At 58.1% G+C, this 17,571-nt stretch carries 12 protein-coding genes; 9 read left to right on the forward strand and 3 right to left on the reverse strand.

Annotated elements, in window-relative coordinates; all coding sequences use genetic code 11:
* Positions 1 to 330 precede the first annotated feature (330 nt).
* From tdh to Pan97_RS14790, 6 genes are all read left to right on the forward strand, one after another.
* Positions 331 to 1,362 (forward strand): L-threonine 3-dehydrogenase, encoded by a 1,032-nt coding sequence (gene tdh, locus Pan97_RS14765; protein WP_144973793.1) that lies wholly within the window; start codon positions 331 to 333, stop codon positions 1,360 to 1,362.
* Between the two features lie 141 nt (positions 1,363 to 1,503).
* Positions 1,504 to 2,691, forward strand: a complete 1,188-nt coding sequence (locus Pan97_RS14770; RefSeq protein WP_144973795.1) for a glycine C-acetyltransferase — start codon at positions 1,504 to 1,506, stop codon at positions 2,689 to 2,691.
* 175 nt (positions 2,692 to 2,866) lie between these two features.
* Complete coding sequence (locus Pan97_RS14775) at positions 2,867 to 4,174, forward strand: homoserine dehydrogenase (protein ID WP_144973797.1); 1,308 nt, start codon at positions 2,867 to 2,869, stop codon at positions 4,172 to 4,174.
* A gap of 156 nt (positions 4,175 to 4,330) precedes the next feature.
* A complete protein-coding gene (locus Pan97_RS14780) occupies positions 4,331 to 5,533 on the forward strand; it encodes a cofactor-independent phosphoglycerate mutase (RefSeq protein ID WP_144973799.1) in 1,203 nt (400 codons plus the stop codon).
* A gap of 72 nt (positions 5,534 to 5,605) precedes the next feature.
* Positions 5,606 to 7,387: an aspartate kinase gene (locus Pan97_RS14785; protein ID WP_144973801.1), complete on the forward strand. Its 1,782-nt coding sequence runs from the start codon at positions 5,606 to 5,608 to the stop codon at positions 7,385 to 7,387.
* A gap of 312 nt (positions 7,388 to 7,699) precedes the next feature.
* A complete protein-coding gene (locus tag Pan97_RS14790; protein WP_144972314.1) occupies positions 7,700 to 8,740 on the forward strand; it encodes an IS110 family RNA-guided transposase in 1,041 nt (346 codons plus the stop codon).
* Between the two features lie 278 nt (positions 8,741 to 9,018).
* Here Pan97_RS14790 and Pan97_RS14795 read toward each other — a convergent pair whose 3' ends face one another.
* Positions 9,019 to 9,420, reverse strand: coding sequence for a bifunctional nuclease family protein (locus Pan97_RS14795; protein WP_105359611.1), 402 nt, complete (start codon positions 9,418 to 9,420; stop codon positions 9,019 to 9,021).
* A 260-nt stretch (positions 9,421 to 9,680) separates the two neighbouring features.
* Here Pan97_RS14795 and Pan97_RS14800 point away from each other — a divergent pair, with 260 nt between their 5' ends.
* The gene (locus Pan97_RS14800) at positions 9,681 to 10,454 is read left to right on the forward strand and encodes a trypsin-like peptidase domain-containing protein (RefSeq protein WP_165698772.1); all 774 of its coding nucleotides are present in this window, start codon (positions 9,681 to 9,683) and stop codon (positions 10,452 to 10,454) included.
* Positions 10,455 to 10,490: 36 nt separating this feature from the next.
* Here the strand turns inward: Pan97_RS14800 and Pan97_RS14805 are convergent, their stop codons facing one another.
* Together Pan97_RS14805 and cimA are read right to left on the reverse strand one after the other, a co-directional pair.
* The gene (locus tag Pan97_RS14805) at positions 10,491 to 13,649 is read right to left on the reverse strand and encodes a valine--tRNA ligase (RefSeq protein ID WP_144973805.1); all 3,159 of its coding nucleotides are present in this window, start codon (positions 13,647 to 13,649) and stop codon (positions 10,491 to 10,493) included.
* A 210-nt stretch (positions 13,650 to 13,859) separates the two neighbouring features.
* Complete coding sequence (cimA, locus tag Pan97_RS14810; RefSeq protein WP_144973807.1) at positions 13,860 to 15,482, reverse strand: citramalate synthase; 1,623 nt, start codon at positions 15,480 to 15,482, stop codon at positions 13,860 to 13,862.
* Positions 15,483 to 16,120: 638 nt separating this feature from the next.
* Between cimA and Pan97_RS14815 the strand changes: the two genes are divergently transcribed.
* Positions 16,121 to 17,107 (forward strand): DUF1559 domain-containing protein, encoded by a 987-nt coding sequence (locus Pan97_RS14815; RefSeq protein WP_144978434.1) that lies wholly within the window; start codon positions 16,121 to 16,123, stop codon positions 17,105 to 17,107.
* Positions 17,108 to 17,143: 36 nt separating this feature from the next.
* Entirely contained in the window at positions 17,144 to 17,527 is a 384-nt protein-coding gene (locus Pan97_RS14820) for a carboxypeptidase regulatory-like domain-containing protein (RefSeq protein ID WP_144973809.1), read from the forward strand.
* Positions 17,528 to 17,571: the final 44 nt, after the last annotated feature.

The raw sequence follows: 17,571 nt of genomic DNA on the forward strand, positions 1-17,571 counted from the left end.
GGTTGTGGTTCCGCTCTAACATAATGCAACCAAATGCCCTCTCGCCATGGGTACAGTTGCCACTGTCACCAAACGGTTGTTTAGCTGTCAGCGATTTCCACCAAACATCCGCCAACTTTGTTGCCTTGGAAGGCCTGTTGGGCATTCGCTTGCGGCGCGTCGGCGTTACAATCAAAGCTTGAACTCAATGTTTAACTTTGCGCAGAAGCTAACTGCCCGAGGCTTGTGCAATCAGCCTGGTAGGGGCGACCAACGGAAGCCCCGGAATTCGTAGCATTTCGGTTCGAAGTATCGTTAGATTCCGTGCGCAAACATCAATAGGTTGTTTTCATGAAAGCGCTCGTCAAGCGTCACGCAGAGAAGGGATTGTGGCTGGAAGACGTCCCGGAACCAGCCATCGGCATCAACGACGTTCTGATTAAGGTTCTCAAGACTGGCATCTGTGGGACCGATCTTCACATCTATAAATGGGATGCCTGGGCCAAGAAGACCGTCCCGGTACCGATGGTCGTCGGTCACGAGTTCGTCGGTGAGATCGTCGAAGTCGGCTCGAACGTCGGCATCTTCGAGCCTGGCCAAATCGTCAGTGGCGAAGGGCACGTCGTCTGCGGTCAGTGTCGCAACTGCATGGCCGGCCGTCGGCATCTTTGCTCGGAAACGGAAGGGATAGGCGTCAATCGCCCCGGTGCGTTCGCCGAGTACATCTCGATTCCGATGACCAACGTCTGGCATCACGCCGACGACATTCCCCTAGACGTCGCTTCGATCTTCGATCCCTTCGGCAACGCGGTCCATACGGCGCTCACCTTCCCTGTGCTCGGCGAAGACGTCCTGATCACCGGTGCCGGTCCGATTGGCTGCATGGCTGCCGCCGTATGCAAACACGCTGGGGCACGCTTCGTGGTGGTAACCGACGTGAACCCTTGGCGATTGGAGTTGGCCAAAAAGCTGGGCGCTACGCGAGTGGTCGACGTGCGTAACGAGAAGCTATCGGACGTGCAACAAGAACTCGGCATGCACGAGGGTTTCGACGTCGGTCTGGAAATGTCCGGCAACGACACGGCCTTCCGCGATATGATCAAAAACATGTGCCACGGCGGGAAGATCGCGATGCTCGGCATTCCGCCGGATGACATCGCGATCGACTGGAACGACGTCATCTTCAACATGCTGACCATTAAAGGCATTTACGGCCGCCAGATGTACGAAACCTGGTACCAGATGACCGTGCTACTGCAAGGCGGGCTCGACCTCGATCCGGTCATCACGCACCGTTTGCACTATACCGAATTTGAACAAGGCTTCGAGGCAATGTTCTCCGGACAGTCCGGGAAGGTTGTGCTTGATTGGTCGGAGAAATAGTTATTGAGTTTGAAGTGTTCGGTGGTAGCCGCCTACCAACTTCTTACTGAACACGGAAAACTGAATACTTTAAACTCAAAAAATCCCTCACCCTAGCCCTCTCCCTTCGAGGGAGAAGGGACAATTGATTGAGACATTCTGATGTGGAACGAAGAAGTTAAATCGCGTTACTCAGGCATCCTCGACGAGATCCGTGAAGCGGGCTTGTACAAGAGCGAGCGGACGATTCTTTCGCCGCAGAAGTCGAAGATCGACCTGCCAAAGCAGCAGCAAGTGCTGAACATGTGCGCGAACAATTATCTTGGTTTGTCCGATCACCCCGAGATCATCGCGGCCGCCAAGGAAGGTCTCGATCGTTGGGGTTACGGGCTCTCTTCGGTGCGTTTCATCTGCGGTACGCAGCAGGCGCACGAAGACCTGGAAGACGAGATCACCAAGTTCCTGGGTATGGAGGATACCATCCTCTATTCGTCCTGCTTCGATGCCAACGGCGGATTGTTCGAAACGATCCTCGGTCCGGAAGATGCCATTCTTTCCGACGAACTGAATCACGCCAGCATCATCGACGGCGTCCGTCTCTGTAAAGCACGGCGGTTCCGCTATAAGAACAACGACATGACCGATCTCGAGGCCAAGCTACAGGAAGCCGCCGATGCCCGCGTTAAGCTGATTGCGACCGACGGCGTGTTCAGCATGGATGGCTACATTTGCAACCTGCCGGACCTGTGCGATCTGGCAGACAAGTACGGTGCGATGGTGATGGTCGACGACTCGCACGCCGTCGGCTTCATGGGCAAGACCGGAAAGGGTACGCACGAGCACCACGACGTGATCGACCGCATCGACATCATCACCGGAACCCTTGGCAAGGCACTCGGCGGTGCTTCCGGCGGTTACACTAGCGGCCGCAAGGAAATCATCGACCTGCTGCGTCAACGCTCGCGGCCGTACCTGTTCTCTAACACGCTGGCTCCCCCCATTGTCGCTGGCTCGCTGAAGGCTTTGGAACTGATCCAAAGTTCGACCGCGCTGCGTGACAAGCTCGAAGCCAATACCAAGTTCTTCCGCGAAGAAATCGCCAAGCTAGGGCTCGATGTCCTGCCCGGCGAGCACCCGATCGTGCCGGTGATGTTCTACGACGCCAAGGTCGCGGCCGAGTTCTCCGAGCGGCTCCTGAAGCGGGGAATCTACGTGATTGGGTTCTCGTACCCCGTGGTACCGCAAGGCAAGGCCCGCATCCGCACCCAGGTTTCCGCTGGACATTCGATCGAAGAATTGAAGTTCGCCGTCGAGCAATTCGCGGCCGTGAAAGAGGAACTGGGGCTCTAGGTTCCCCCGCCCCTCGCGGGACCACCTTCCCCAAGCTGCGCAAAATGACGCGCCGCTTGGCCCAACCTATTGGCGGGCAACAACTTTAGCCCAGTTGACTAGTCGCCCTAAGGCAACCTAGGATGATCCCTTTCACGACCGATTTCGTTCATCCTCATACCGTTTGTCCATACCTATGCACAAAACGAAGGTCGCCATCGTCGGCTTAGGAACCGTCGGAGCTGGCGTCGCTAAAATCCTACTCGATCATGGCGACCGAACTGCGCGTAACGCAGGCACTACCTTATGGTTAGAGAAAGCCGTCGTTCGCGATCTGGGCCGTGCTCGAGACTGTGAACTGCCTGACGGCGTGCTGACGGACGACCTGAGCCAGGTGACAGGCGACCCCGAAATCAAGGTCGTGGCGCAGTTGATTGGGGGGATCGAGCCCGCCCGAACCATCATGCTGCAGTTGCTGGAAAGCGGTAAAGATATCGTTACCGCCAATAAAGCATTGATCGCCGAACATGGCGCCGAGCTGTTTGCCCGGGCACGCGAGCTGGGCCGCAGCATCGCCTTCGACGCCGCCGTGGCAGGCGGGATTCCGATCATCACGAATCTCAGCCAGTGCCTGACCGCCAACCAGCTTAGTTCGCTCAGCGGCATCTTGAACGGCACGTCCAACTTCATCGCCTCGGCGATGGAAGAGCAAGAGGCGAGCTACAAGTGGGCCGTCAAGGAAGCCCAACGACTCGGCTACGCCGAAGCGGATCCAACGATGGACGTCGACGGCACCGACGCCGCCCAGAAGCTGGCCATCCTCGCGCATATTGCCTTCGGCATCAAAATCGATTGGAAGACGATTCCCCGAGAAGGGATCGATAAGCTGCTGCCGGTCGACATTCGCTTTGCCAAGGAACTCGGCTATCGCATCAAGCTGCTGGCCTCGGCTCAGCTGAGCGACGAAGGGCTGGAACTACACGTCTCGCCATCGCTGATCCGCGCCGGCGAACCGCTGGCCGAAGTGCGTGGCCCCTTCAACGCGATCAGCGTCGTAGGAGACCAGGTCGGACCGTTGTTCTACTATGGGCAAGGTGCCGGTCAGAAGCCAACCGCATCGGCGGTCGTCGCCGACATGATCGACATGGCCGTGGGACGTACTGCCCTGACGTTCCGCACGCTGAAACTCTTCACCGAGAACCACAGCGACGTCCAGATGTGCTCGCCCGACCAGATTCGCGGCCGACACTACTTCCGCTTCAGCGTCGAAGACCGTCCCGGCGTGCTGGCCGAAATTGCCCGCGTCCTGGGCGAACAAGGGATCTCGATCGCCTCGGTGATTCAACACGAACCAGAGAACTTCGATGGCGACACCAAGAGTTACACGCCGCTGGTGATCATGACCCACACGGCAACCCAGGGACAAGCTGCCCGCGCGCTGGAAACGATCAGCAAGATGCCCACGGTCAAACCAGGCGCCCGCAAGATGCTGGTTCAAGACTAGCGAAGCGTTTACCGTCAGGTGCGATTGTCCGTGTGCCACTGGCCTCTGGCCAGTGCTTAGGAAGCGGACTCGCGATTGCAAATGTAACCGCTGGTAGGATGCCAGTGGCGCCCAAACCTTCGGTCATGCCCAACCCAACAAGGAGATTCGGGAAAAATGAAATACGCGATTGTCATTCCCGACGGCTGCGCCGACGAACCTCAAGAGTCGCTCGGCGGTAAGACTCCGTTGCAAGCTGCCAACGTTTCGAACATGGACGCCATCGCCAAAGCAGGCGTCGTCGGTCGTGCCGATAACGTCCCGGCGCATCTTCCCGCCGGTAGCGACGTGGCCAACCTGAGCCTGCTCGGCTATAGCCCTCTGCAGTACTTCACCGGCCGCGCCCCGTTAGAAGCCGCCGCGCAAGGCATCGAGCTGGGTGCCGACGACTGGGCCGTCCGCTGTAACCTGGTCACCATCGAAGACCAGATCATGAAGAGCTTCACCGCCGGGCAGATCTCGTCGGAAGAAGCCAAGGCCCTGTTGGAAACGGCCCAACAGAAACTGGGCGGCGAAAGGGTCGAATTCCATCCCGGTGTCAGCTACCGCAATCTGCTGATCTATCGCGGACAGGACCGCCCTGCCCCGTTCAGCATGGAAACCCGCACCACGCCGCCACACGATTTAAGCGATAAGTCGGTCGCCGATAGTTACCCACGTGGCCTCGGCAGCGATTGGCTCTCGGACATGATGAGCCGTAGCGTCGAACTATTCGCCGATCATCCAGTCAACAAAAAGCGTATCGCCGAAGGCAAGCCGCCGGCTACCAACATCTGGCTGTGGGGCCTGGGCCGCCGCCCTGCCCTGACGCCGTTCAACGAGTTATATGGTAAGACCGGCAAGATGATCACCGCGGTCGACCTGCTGCGTGGCCTGGCCGCGCTGATCGGTTGGGACCGCATCGAAGTCCCCGGTGCGACCGGTTATACCGACACCGACTACGCCGCTAAGGGGCAGTATGCCATCAACGCGTTGGATTCCACCGACGTGATCTGCGTGCATGTCGAAGCCACCGACGAAGCTTCGCACGAAGGGGACGTCGAAGAAAAGATCAAGGCCCTCGAAGCGATCGATGGAAAGATCGTCGGCCCGCTGCATGAAGCGCTCAAGAAGTACGGCGAGTACCGCATGATCGTGCTCCCTGATCATCCGACGTTCTGCCGCACGAAAACCCATAGCCACGGTTTCGTCCCGCTGACCATGTGTGGCAGCGGCATCGAAGCCGACGCGTTCGAGGCTTACAACGAACGCAACGCCGACGCCTCGTCGCTAAGCTTCGACGAAGGTTGGAAGATGATGCCATACTTCCTCGGCGTGTAAATCGCTGACTCCGGCGGTCGCCGGCGTGAGTCTCTTTGCCAAGTCGAAATTTATTACGGGTGACACGATCCCATGTCATTGATTGTTCAGAAGTTTGGAGGTACCAGCGTCGCCGACTGCGAGAAGATTGTTGCCGCAGCGAGAAAGGCGATTCGCGCCCAGCGAGAAGGCCACCAAGTGGTCATGGTCGTCAGCGCGATGGGCAAGAACACCGACGTCCTGGTCGATCTGGCCCAGCAGGTCAGCGACAACCCACCTGCCCGTGAGATGGACATGCTCCTCTCGACCGGCGAGCAGGTCAGCGTCGCTCTGATGGCGATGGCAATCGACGCGCTCGGTTCGAAGGCCGTCAGCCTGACCGGTGCCCAAATCGGTATCCGCACCGACAGCACCCACACCAAGGCCCGCATCCGCTCGATCGAAACGTCTCGCGTGAAGCAGTTGCTGGATGAAGGTAACATCGTCATCGCCGCTGGTTTTCAAGGCATCGACGAGAACCTCAACATCACGACCCTCGGCCGCGGCGGTAGCGACACCACTGCCGTTGCGTTGGCCGCCGTGCTCGATGCCGACACGTGCGAAATCTACACCGACGTCGACGGCGTCTACACGACCGACCCGCGCGTGCTGCCCGATGCCCGTCGCGTTCCGCAGATCGCCTATGACGAAATGCTAGAACTGGCTAGTCTGGGTGCCGGCGTGATGCACAGCCGTTCGATTGAATTCGCCAAGAAGTTCGGCGTGCCGATCCACGTGCGCAGCAGCTTCACCGACGTCCCCGGCACGCTGATCGTGCACGATCCGGAGTCGCGCACGCGTCCGGTGAGCGGCGCGGCGATCACCAAGAAGGAAGCCCGCATCACGCTCGAAGGCATTCCGGATGAACCTGGCGTCTCGCTGGAACTGTTCCGCCGCATCGCCGCCAAGGCGATCTCGGTCGACATGATCGTGCAGAACATCAGTAAGGACGGCAAAGCCAACATCAGCTTCACCGTTCCACAGAATGAATTGAAGGTCACGCTCGACGCCGTCAAACAGGCCTCGGAACTGCTGCAGCCAGAGAACGTTACCTTCGACGATCATGTCTCGAAGGTTTCGGTCGTCGGTCTGGGAATGGCCACGCTGCCGGGCGTCGCCAACAAAATGTTCCAGGTCCTTTCGGAAGCAGGAATCAACATCCAAGCCATCTCCACTTCCGAGATCAAGATCTCGGTCCTGGTCAGCCAGGCCGATGCCCAGCGGGCGCTGCAAGCCGTGCATAACGGATTCGAACTCGACGTCACGCCGGAAGATTCCCCGGCGGAAGTCAGTTCGGTACGCGTTCGCGACGTGACCGATCCGGCGATCGTCGTACAACGTCTACGCGAAATGGAAGACCTGGCGATCGACGACATCGAGCTGGATCGCAGCCAATCGCTGCTGTTGGTTCGTCGCGTGCCGGATCACCCCGGGATCGCCGCCCAGGTATTCGATGCCGTTGCCGCCAAGGGAATCAACATCGACGTGATCATTCAGAACGTCGGCCGTGATGACTGTGCCAACGTCAGCTTTACCTGCCCGGTGGCCGACTACGAAAAGGCCTTCGCGGCCTTGGAAGAAGTCGTGAAGGAAATGGGTGAAGGAGAAGTCGAAGGCAACCGCGAAGCGGCCAAGCTGACCGTCAGCGGCATCGGACTGCGAAGCCACACCGGCGTCGGCGTCCGCATGTTCCAGGCCCTCAGCAGCGCTGGCATCAACGTCGACCTGATCAGCACCTCGGAAGTCCGCGTGAACGTCATCGTCGACGAACACGAAGGAGAACCAGGCCTCAAGGCCCTGCAAGCCGCCTTCAAAGACGTCCTGCTCGACACGTGAATGCGTCGGCCGGCAACATAAAAGGTCTCAAGGAAATGGCCGCCTGATTCGGTGGCCATTTTTTATGGACTTCTCAAGCGAAACTTCAACCTGAGTAGCCCAGAGAGCATCTCTAGGTGGCCACTGGCCACAAGCGGCTAATGCAAGAACGTTACCGGGAAGCGATGCCTCTGTTTGATTCAAGCCGAACTCATGAGCCGCTTGTGCCTTCGGCACCCAGAGATGCCCTCTGGATAGGGATGAAGACCCGTTGCTCCTAGGGTTTACTACGAGTGTGTTAGTAACCCATAAACCCAAAAGGAGCAACGAGCGATGTCTAGTTTACCAACTTTCGTCGGGCTTGATTACCATCAGGATTTGGTTCAGGTGTGTGTTTTGGATTCGGAAGGGCGGACGCTGGCGAATCGGTCGGTGCGGAATGAGGCTGATTTGATTGCCCGCTTTGCGTTGCAGCATGGCACGCCGCAACGCGTGGCGATCGAGGCCTGTTGCGGGGCGGCCGATCTGGCCGAGGAACTGGTCACCCATCGCAATTTGCCGGTGCAGCTGGCTCATCCAGGCTACGTCGCACGGATGAAGCGTTCGCCTGACAAAACCGACCTGGCCGATGCCCAACTGCTGGCCGATCTGGCTCGCGTCAATTACCTGCCGAGCGTGTGGCTGGCCCCCGAAGCAACGCGGCAACTGCGACGCCTGGTCCGCCATCGGGCTCAATTGGTGCGGCGGCGGCGGGACGTTAAACTGCGGATTCGTGGGCTTTTACGAGAAAACCGGGTGCCTTCACCGGGCGGCACGCCTTGGACGAAGAAGTGGCTCACATGGCTGCAGGAAACAGACGACTTGGCACCAAGCGACCGGTGGCTTGTGGAAGACCACCTCGAGGAATTGACTTCCCTGGGGCGTCGCATCCGTGCTGTGGAAGCCAAGATCAGGCACACGGTCGAAGACGATCCGGTCGTTGCGAAGCTTCTGACAATGCCCGGCGTGGGGCTGGTGACGGCGGTTACGCTTCGCGCCGAGATCGGTCGCTTCGATCGCTTCACGCGTGGCAAGCAACTGGCTCGGTTCTGCGGAGTGACGCCTCGCAATGCCAGCAGTGGACAACGTCAGGCAGATGCAGGACTGATCAAGGCCGGCAACCCCGACCTGCGGACTGTGTTGATCGAATTGGGGCATCGACTGATTCGACAAACAAGTGGCCCATGGACCAAGCTAGCGACCGGCATGCTGAGTCGAGGCAAACCGAAGAACGTGGTGGTCGCGGCGGTCGCCAATCGTTGGGTTCGCTGGCTGCACCACGAACTACGCCGCGAAACGCCCCAAGCGGATCGCGTTTTAGAGCAAGCCGTTTAAATTAAGGAATCCCCACAACTCGATAGAACTCTGGGAGATCCTTCGAAAGAAGCGACTGGTCAAGCATTCACCTGTTCCGGCGGGAAGGTACGCTCGAGGTGGCCCTGGGCTCAAGCTCGTCTCTGGTTAGGGCAGCCTTCCCCTTTACTTCGAAAACACCCACAGGGGCTATCCCACCACGGGAAACGCTCGGATAGAGGAAGGGAACCACCGGTGAAAACACTTGACAACGAGTCTGTCTTCATAGAGGGCCACCCTGAAAGAAATCAGGCCGATAATTAGACTTCCGATTCTTCCAGCACGTGTTCTTCCACGTAGATCGGTAGGTGCGGCTGGCTGGTGACGGCCACGGCGATTGCATCGGAAGGGCGGGCGTCGATTGAAACCAGTTCGCCGTCGACTTTCACGCGAAGGTTGGCGAAGTAGGTTCCTTCCTTCAGATCGTTGATGATGACGCTGTCGAGTTCGCCCCCCAGGCGTTCGACGATGCTGACGATCAAATCATGCGTCAATGGACGAGGCGGGACGAAATCTTTCACGCGGCGGTGAATGCTGGTCGCCTCGAAGATGCCAATCATAATGGGAAACTGGCGTTCTCCGTCCACTTCCTTCAAGTAGATTACCTGCTGGTCGTTAATCTCGCTGATGATGATCCGCGAGAGTTCCATCTGAATCGGCATAAGGGGATCTGAATTCTTGCTCAGGGATTCTCGTTCAATTAACTCGATTATATCCCTGGAAATTTCTGAGGGAACAGTCCCCAAATTGGTCCGCTGCGGCAAATGGCAAAGTTCCGATCCAGAGAAAACGCCTTTACCGGATAGCACGCTCATTCGCAAAAGTATACATTCACTTAAGATACACAGCTCGCGCTCGCAACCCGAACCCAACTTTGCCCGTGATGTTAAGAATACTTTCCCGCTGGTTCCTATTCTCTTCCATGACACTTCTCCTTTTCGGGGCGTCACCTCTATCGGCCGAGGTCGAAGACCTGAACACGCGGATGTTGCGGGCCACGGTGAAGTTGAGCCATGACGATTCCACCGCCACCGGTTTCATCCTGACGCCTGACCAGGGAAAAAGCTTTCTGCTGGTCACGGCCAATCACGTTCTCGCCAACACGAAGGGGAGCGAGACTACCATCCTATTCCGCCGTAAGGTCGAAAAGGGGCTCTACAAGAAGCTCCCGCTCAAACTCATCATCCGAAACGATGAGACGCCCCTCTGGACGAAGCACCCCAGTGAGGATGTCGCGGTGATTGCCGTCACGCCGCCTGAGGATGCGGACCTGGCGCACGTTTCCACCGATCTTCTGGCGACCGACGACGACCTGAGAAAATACCAGGTTCATCCCGGAAAGCAGATGGTCTTCCTCGGCTACCCTCACCGAGAGGAAGCCAGCGAAGCAGGTTTTCCCATTCTGCGAGGCGGCCCGATCGCGTCCTTCCCGCTGCTCCCCACGCAAAAGATAAAGACATTCTACGTCAGTACCCATATTTTCGCTGGCGACAGCGGTGGCCCCGTCTACATGCCCCGCCGCGGCGATGACTCAGCCGCAAATGTCCCCATGATTGTAGGAATCATCCATGGCCAGCGTTTCGTGAACAACACCGTGAAAGGAGACTACATCACGGTGAAGACGCACCACCAATTCGGCCTGGCGATTGTCGTGCACTCGTCGTTTATCATCGAGACGATTGATCTTATGAAGTAACGACCAAGCGTGACCATCACGCATCGTAGGCAAAACCTACTTCGCCGCCGACTCTCGTAGCTTCGCCAAAGCAGCCTGGGTACGCTCAAGTTCCAGCTTGGCTTGCTCCAGGCTCTCCCGTTCGCGGGCCACGACATCGGCTGGGGCGCGAGCAACGAAGCTCTCATTGCCGAGCTTCTTTTCTTTGCTGGTCACCAATTGCTGTTGCTTTTGCTCTTGCTTCTCGAGACGCTCGATCTCGGCATCGACGTCGATGAAGTCCTTCAGATCGACGAAGATCTCCATATCTCCCACCGTGATCGCGGCGTTCGTTTCCGGCACCGTCACGTCCTTACCCAGGCCGCAGCTCTTGGCGTTGGTCATCGAGAGGAAGTACGGCGACATCGTTTCCAGGAGCTTGGCGGTTGGCTCGTCGCAGCGGATGACGAATTCGATCGTGTCCTTCGGCGCGATGTTCTGACGGCTGCGGATTTCCCGCAGGCTGCCGAGTGTCTCTTGAAACACGGCGAACTGGCGTTCGATCGAGCGGTCTTCCCACTTAGGGTCGATCTCGGGCCAGGTCGATTGCATGATGCTTTCGGTCGCTTCGGTGGGCGATTCGATACCGCGCGTCGGAGCGATCTTACCGAGCGTCTGCCAGATCTCTTCGGTGATGAACGGAATGATCGGGTGCAATAGCCGCAGCATCGCGTCGAGCACGTAGGTGATCACCCGTTGGGCGGCTGCCCGCTGTTTATCGTCTTGGAAACGTTCTTTGAGGATTTCCACGTAGAAACTGCAGAACTCGTCCCAGGCAAAGTCATACGTTGCCCGAGCCGCGTCTGCGTAGCCGTAGCTTTCGTAACACCTGGTCACCTCTTGGCTGACGGTGTACAAGCGTGAAAGGATCCAGCGATCTTCCAACTGCATCTCTTCAGGCGACACATCGCCAGGCGTGTACCCTTCCAGGTTCATCATCGTGAACCGGGCGGCGTTCCACAGCTTGTTGCAGAAGTTACGACCTAGCTCGAAACGTTCACTCACCACCGCACCGCGGGGCAGCGCCTTGTCTTCGGCCGTTTCGGCCCACTGGGTGCTGAACGGCTTGCCACACTTCTTGCATTCGACGCGCGGCAGCTGACGATTCTTCTTCGTCTGATCGATCAGCGCGTCGCAGTGGGGGCACTCGAACTGCACCGGCATCCGCACGTCTTGCGTTTCGGTGGTCAGGTAAGCCAAACCGAAGCGGAGCGAGTCGGCACCGAACTTCTCGATCACGTCCAACGGATCGACGCCGTTCCCCTTCGACTTGCTCATGCGCTCGCCCAGGCCATCCAAAATGGTTGGGTGAATGAACACCTCGCGGAACGGCACTTCTCCCATGTTGTTCAGCCCGGCCAGCACCATGCGAGCCACCCACAGCGTGATGATGTCGCGGCTGGTGATCAGCGTGCTGGTAGGGTAATAATAAGCCAGTTCCGGCGTTTGCTCCGGCCAGCCGAGGGTCGAGTGCGGCCACAGCGCCGAGCTGAACCAGGTATCGAGCACGTCCTGTTCGCGCACGAAGCCCATGGCCTCGTACTTCTTGGCGAGCGTCTCGTCTTCGTTGGCAATGCACACGTGCACCTGGGCATAAGGCATGGTCACGCGGACCGCGCCCTGAATGGTGCCGGTCTTTTCAGCCACTTCCAATTCTTCGTCCCGTTCGACCTGGAAGTTGGCCTTGCCGCTCTTGATGTCGGGGTCGGCCTGGAGCTTGGCGATCAGCTTGTCGTGCTCTTCCTTGTATTCGCACTCGATCGACCAGATCGGAATCTGGTGCCCCCACCACAACTGACGGCTGACTGGCCAGTCGCGTTTTTCGCTCAACCAATCGAGGTAGCCATTGGCGTAACGCGACGGGAAGATCTTCACGCGGCCATCCTTCACCGCGTCCATCGCGCTCTGGGCCAGTTGGTCCATCTTGATGAACCACTGGTCGGCCAGGTACGGTTCGATCGGCGTCTTGCTGCGGTCGGAATAGGCCAGCTCGATCTTGCGGTCTTCGATCTTTTCCAACAGGCCCAGCTTGTCGAGATCCTCGACCACGGCCTGCCGCGCTTTGGGAATGGTCAGCCCGACGTACTCGCCGGTCGTCTCATTCATCGTGCCGTCGGCGTTCAAAATATTGATCATCGGCAACTCTTGTCGACGCCCCACTTCGTAGTCGTTGGGGTCGTGAGCAGGCGTGATCTTCACGCAGCCTGAGCCAAGTTCCGGTTTGGCCCATTGGTCGGCCACCAGTGGAATCTCGCGATCGACCAGCGGCAGCATCAGCTTGCGGCCATCGAGCGCCATGTCACGCAGCTTGATCAGCTGCGGCAGCATCGTCTCGCGGCGATCGGCAATCTGGTCCAGCTGTTCCTGGATGGCTGGCTTATCCTTGCCAGCGGCTTCTTGGAGCTTCTGCTTCAGCTCGGCTTCGATCGTGTCGAGCGCCTTGGCCGGATCGGGATGCACGGCCACGGCCGTATCGCCCAGCATCGTTTCGGGACGCGTCGTCGCGATGGTCACGAACTTTGGTTCGCCCGGCTGCGGATCGATCACCGGGTATTTGAAGTGCCAGAAACTACCGTCGGTCGTTTCGTGGAACACCTCGTCGTCACTCACCGCTGTTTGCAGGAACGTATCCCAGTTGACCAGCCGCTTACCCTTGTAGATCCACTGCTTGGCGAACAGATCATAGAACGTCCGCCGCACTGCCCGGGCGCACGTGTCGTCGAGCGTGAATCGGGTTCGCTCCCAGTCGCAGCTGCTGCCCAGCCGCTTGAGCTGGCCGAGAATGCGTTTCTCGTACTGATCTTTCCAGTCCCAGATTCGCTTGACGAGTTCTTCACGCCCGAGATCGTGCCGGCTCTTCTTTTCCGATTCGAAGATGCGTCGTTCCACCACGGCCTGGGTGGCGATGCCGGCATGGTCGGTGCCAGGCATCCACAGCGTGTTGAAGCCCTTCAGGCGTTTGTAACGAATCAACACGTCTTGCAGCGTGTTGTTGAGCGCGTGCCCCAGATGCAGTGCCCCAGTCACGTTGGGCGGAGGGATGACGATCGTGAACGGCTCGCGATTGGGGTCGGGCTCGCTATGAAAGAATCCCTGCGATTCCCAGTATTCGTAGATTTTGGGCGAGATCGAGAAATCAAATCGATTGGGAATATCCTGAGCGGAGAACGCCACCAGTATGACTCGCTATGTGTTTAGTTTTCAGTGTGAAGTGTTCGAATGTTTGGTCTCATGTCCCCTCGCCCCCGTCTGCGAGGGAGAGGGTTAGGGTGGGGGCAAAACGTGTACCCGTTCTCAACCCTCACCCTAGCCCTCTCCCTTTGAAAGGGAGAGGGGACATGAGACAAAAGACGGAATCCCTTGCCGATTCCGCCTTGGCATGACTGGCTAATTGGTTGCTACGATCTGGGACTTGGCCGGCGTTTGGCTCGCCGCTTCGTCCTTGTGCAGCTTGTATTCGACGGCATCGACCAACGCATTCCAGCTGGCCTGGATGATGTTTTCGCTGACGCCAATGGTTCCCCATACGTCGTGTTCGTCGCTGCACTCGATCTGTACGCGTGTTCGGGCAGCCGTGCCCGCTTCGCTGTTGACGACGCGGACCTTGTAGTCGACCAGCTTCAATTGATTCAAGTTCGGATAGGTTTCCAACAGCGCCTTGCGCAGTGCCGCGCTAAGTGCGTCGATCGGGCCGTCTCCTTCACCCACCTCGTGCTTGATCGCGTTGGCGACGTCAAGCTTGACGGTCGCTTCAGTGGTCAATTCCAGGTCCTGATAATGCACGACGTCTTCGACTTCGACGTGATACTTGAGCGTTTTGAAGTGCGGGTTGAACGTTCCGAGCGTCTTACGAACCAACAGCTCGAACGACGCTTCGGCCGCTTCGAATTGAAAGCCGCGGTTCTCTAGCTCGACCACGCTCGCCAGGATCTTGTCCATGACCTCGCGGTCTTGCTCGATGTTCATCTTGGTCGTCAGGGCCATGATGTTCGAGCGACCCGATAGTTCGCTGACCAGCACGCGGCGTTCGTTGCCGACCGCTTCCGGCGAGATGTGCTCGTAGCTGGAAGCGGCCCGGTTGACCGCGTGCACGTGCATTCCACCTTTATGGGCAAAGGCGCTTTGACCGACGAAGGCCTGGTTGTTGCGGCGATTGACGTTAGCCGTGTCGTAGACGAATCGCGACAGCTCGGTCAGGTGCTCAAACCCATCTCCGCCGAGGACTTCGTAGCCCTCCTTCTTGAGCGCGAGGTTCGCCACGCACGAAATCAAGTCGGCATTGCCGCAGCGTTCGCCGAAGCCGTTGATGGTCCCTTGAATCTGCAGCGCCCCGGCATCCACCGCGGCCAACGCGTTGGCCACCGCCAGGTCGCCATCGTTATGGGTATGGATGCCCACCGGAACGTTGAATTCACTGAGGGCGTCGATCGCGGCTTTGGTCAGTTCGGCAATCTCTTCCGGCAGGCTACCACCGTTGGTATCGCACAGAACGACCATGCGTGCTCCGGCCTTGGCGGCGGATTGGATCGTTTGGGCCGCGTACTCAGGGTTTGCTTTCCAGCCGTCGAAGAAGTGTTCGGCGTCATAGATCACCTCGCGCCCCTCGGTCACCATCAGTTCTACCGAGTCGGCGATCATCGCCAGGTTCTCTTCCAGCGTCACGCGCAGCACGTCGGTCACATGGAAGTCGTGCGTCTTGCCGACGATCGTCAGCACCGGGGCGCCGGAGTTGACCAGGGCCTGCATGCCGGGATCGTCTTTGGCCAGCATCCCTTTGCGGCGCGTCATCCCGAAGGCGCAGACCTTGATCTGCTTCAAGTCCATCTCTTGGACGCGACGGAAGTACTCGGCATCTTTCTCATTGGAAAGAGGGTAGCCCCCTTCGATGAAATCGACGCCAATTTCGTCCAGACGCTCGGTAATGGCCAGCTTGTCCTGCAGAGAAAAGCTGACCCCTTCTCCTTGGGCGCCGTCACGCAAGGTCGTGTCGTAGATTTCAATCTTTTTCATGGGGCGATCCGCTTAGTGGTACCGAGTCTACCGGCATAGCCAGTTCGATCGGTTCAACAAAAAAGCCCTGAAGCCGTTGCGGCGTCAGGGCTTACCTTTGAATCATTCGTGTTCGCAGTCCCTACGCCAAGGTTGTGGGATCTCCCACAATACTAATCGTGCTTACTACGGTAATGACAGTAACGGGCTGCAACATAGGTTCCCCGAAGGGCTATTTTCAAGTCTATTGAAGTCGTAAGTTTAGGTGTGGCAATAAGAACTGTCAAGTTGTGACTGGTTGGCGGCCCCGTCACAGAAATCCCCCACTTTGCGAAAGACACGCGTCGATCGTCTAAGGCTCGTTTCCGCTTCCGGAACATCGCACAGCGGTAGGGTGTCTTCTGGCCTACCAAATCTCATCGGTCGACTTGGAATTTACTCCAGAGTTTACGGCAGCATGTCGTAAATCAAGTCAATTGATCGACTTACATTATCAGCCGCTTCGTCTTTGACTTGCCAGTGAGCTTGTCCGCACCGCCCAAGGGCCGCTCTGTCATTTACTACTTGTGGACAATTAACTATAAATAGCATACTAATTATCAGGTTTTATCCCACCCGATTAACCCCTCCCCTTTTGGCCTACCCACGAGGAATCCCCCATGCGTTCCCCGAACTCATTCTGCGCGCACAGTGCGCGCCGACATGCTTTTACTCTGGTTGAGCTACTGGTGGTGATCGCAATCATCGGCGTGCTAATCGCCCTGCTGTTGCCCGCAGTGCAACAGGCTCGCGAAGCCGCTCGACGAATGCAGTGTTCCAACAATCTCAAGCAGATTGGCTTGGCCCTGCACAATTACCACGACACTTACCAAACCTTTCCCAGCGGGTTCATGTACGACTCGACCAGCAACGTTCAATGGTCGTGGGGTGCGTTGATTCTGCCGTTCATCGAGCAAGGTTCGATGCACGATCAGATTGGCGTCACGAAACAGCGGCTGACCGACTGCATTGGCAACGCTAACTGCCTGGCCCTAGTCAAGACGCCGATCGACGGCTATCGCTGCCCTTCGGATACCGCCCCAGACCTCAATCCCTGGGCAACCTATGGCAGCAACAACGAGAACATCGCCGAGTCGAACTACATCGGCAGCGAAGGGATGGTACACATCAGCCAAGCCCAGAAGTCGCATGGCATGTTCCACGGCAACAGCGGCGTCAAGATGCGTGACGTGACCGACGGCACCAGCAATACGATCTTCGTGGGCGAACGAGACGGGGCTGACGTCGATGGCACCACGTCGGGCCGCAATGCACGTCGTGGTGGTGTGTGGGCCGGCACGATGAATGCCTCACGTAAGTGGCCACGCGGCGTGATGGACGTTTTGGCAAGTTTTGCCCAGCCGATGAACCGTGAGACGGTCGCCGGTGCCGACCACAACGGTAAAGGGTTCGGCAGTCTGCACCCAGGCGGCTCGCAGTTTCTGTTGGTCGACGGTTCGGTTCGCTTCCTCCCTGAGACGATCGAGTATCGCACCAGCGACTTCTATTGGGACGATCCCGATCCGACCCACTACGACGTCACGAACCTGGGCGTCTATCAACTGCTGGGCGTTCGCAACGACGGTCAGCCGGTGGAACTTCCCTAATCAAATCGAAACACTCCTAAGCTAGAGAAAGCAAATATGATGACTCGTTGGATCCTTCTGTCGGCCTGCGTGGCCGTGCTGGGCATTGTGGGTTGCGTCGGCAGCGATCCGTCGTTTGCCACAGTCGAAGGCAACGTTACCGTCGACGGCCAACTGGCCGAAGGCCTGGAAGTAACCTTTGAGCCTGAGAGCGGCCGACCGGCGATCGGGTTCACCGATGCCCAAGGGCACTATCAGCTGCAATATACGGCCAGCCAGGAAGGTGCCTCGCTGGGCAAGTACCGTGTGCGGATCGACATTCCCTCCGGTTCGGAAGCCAAGGTCAGAATCCCGACTCGCTACAACGCCAAGACGGAACTGACCGCGGAAGTCACGCCTGGGAAGAACGAACTTAATTTCGAGCTGACCACGAAGCGTTAGAAACGGATAACAAAAAAAGGCTACCCAGGAAACGCCCTCGGTAG

This window comes from Bremerella volcania (genome assembly GCF_007748115.1).
Classification (GTDB): domain Bacteria; phylum Planctomycetota; class Planctomycetia; order Pirellulales; family Pirellulaceae; genus Bremerella; species Bremerella volcania.

Coding starts and splice junctions, on each gene's coding strand:
- Pan97_RS14820 (WP_144973809.1), top strand. CDS start 17,144: ATGATGACTCGTTGGATCCTTCTGTCGGCCTGCGTGGCCGTGCTGGGC.
- Pan97_RS14815 (WP_144978434.1), top strand. CDS start 16,121: ATGCGTTCCCCGAACTCATTCTGCGCGCACAGTGCGCGCCGACATGCT.
- Pan97_RS14795 (WP_105359611.1), bottom strand. CDS start 9,420: ATGCCGATTCAGATGGAACTCTCGCGGATCATCATCAGCGAGATTAAC.
- Pan97_RS14770 (WP_144973795.1), top strand. CDS start 1,504: ATGTGGAACGAAGAAGTTAAATCGCGTTACTCAGGCATCCTCGACGAG.
- cimA (WP_144973807.1), bottom strand. CDS start 15,482: ATGAAAAAGATTGAAATCTACGACACGACCTTGCGTGACGGCGCCCAA.
- tdh (WP_144973793.1), top strand. CDS start 331: ATGAAAGCGCTCGTCAAGCGTCACGCAGAGAAGGGATTGTGGCTGGAA.
- Pan97_RS14800 (WP_165698772.1), top strand. CDS start 9,681: ATGACACTTCTCCTTTTCGGGGCGTCACCTCTATCGGCCGAGGTCGAA.
- Pan97_RS14785 (WP_144973801.1), top strand. CDS start 5,606: ATGTCATTGATTGTTCAGAAGTTTGGAGGTACCAGCGTCGCCGACTGC.
- Pan97_RS14780 (WP_144973799.1), top strand. CDS start 4,331: ATGAAATACGCGATTGTCATTCCCGACGGCTGCGCCGACGAACCTCAA.
- Pan97_RS14775 (WP_144973797.1), top strand. CDS start 2,867: ATGCACAAAACGAAGGTCGCCATCGTCGGCTTAGGAACCGTCGGAGCT.
- Pan97_RS14790 (WP_144972314.1), top strand. CDS start 7,700: ATGTCTAGTTTACCAACTTTCGTCGGGCTTGATTACCATCAGGATTTG.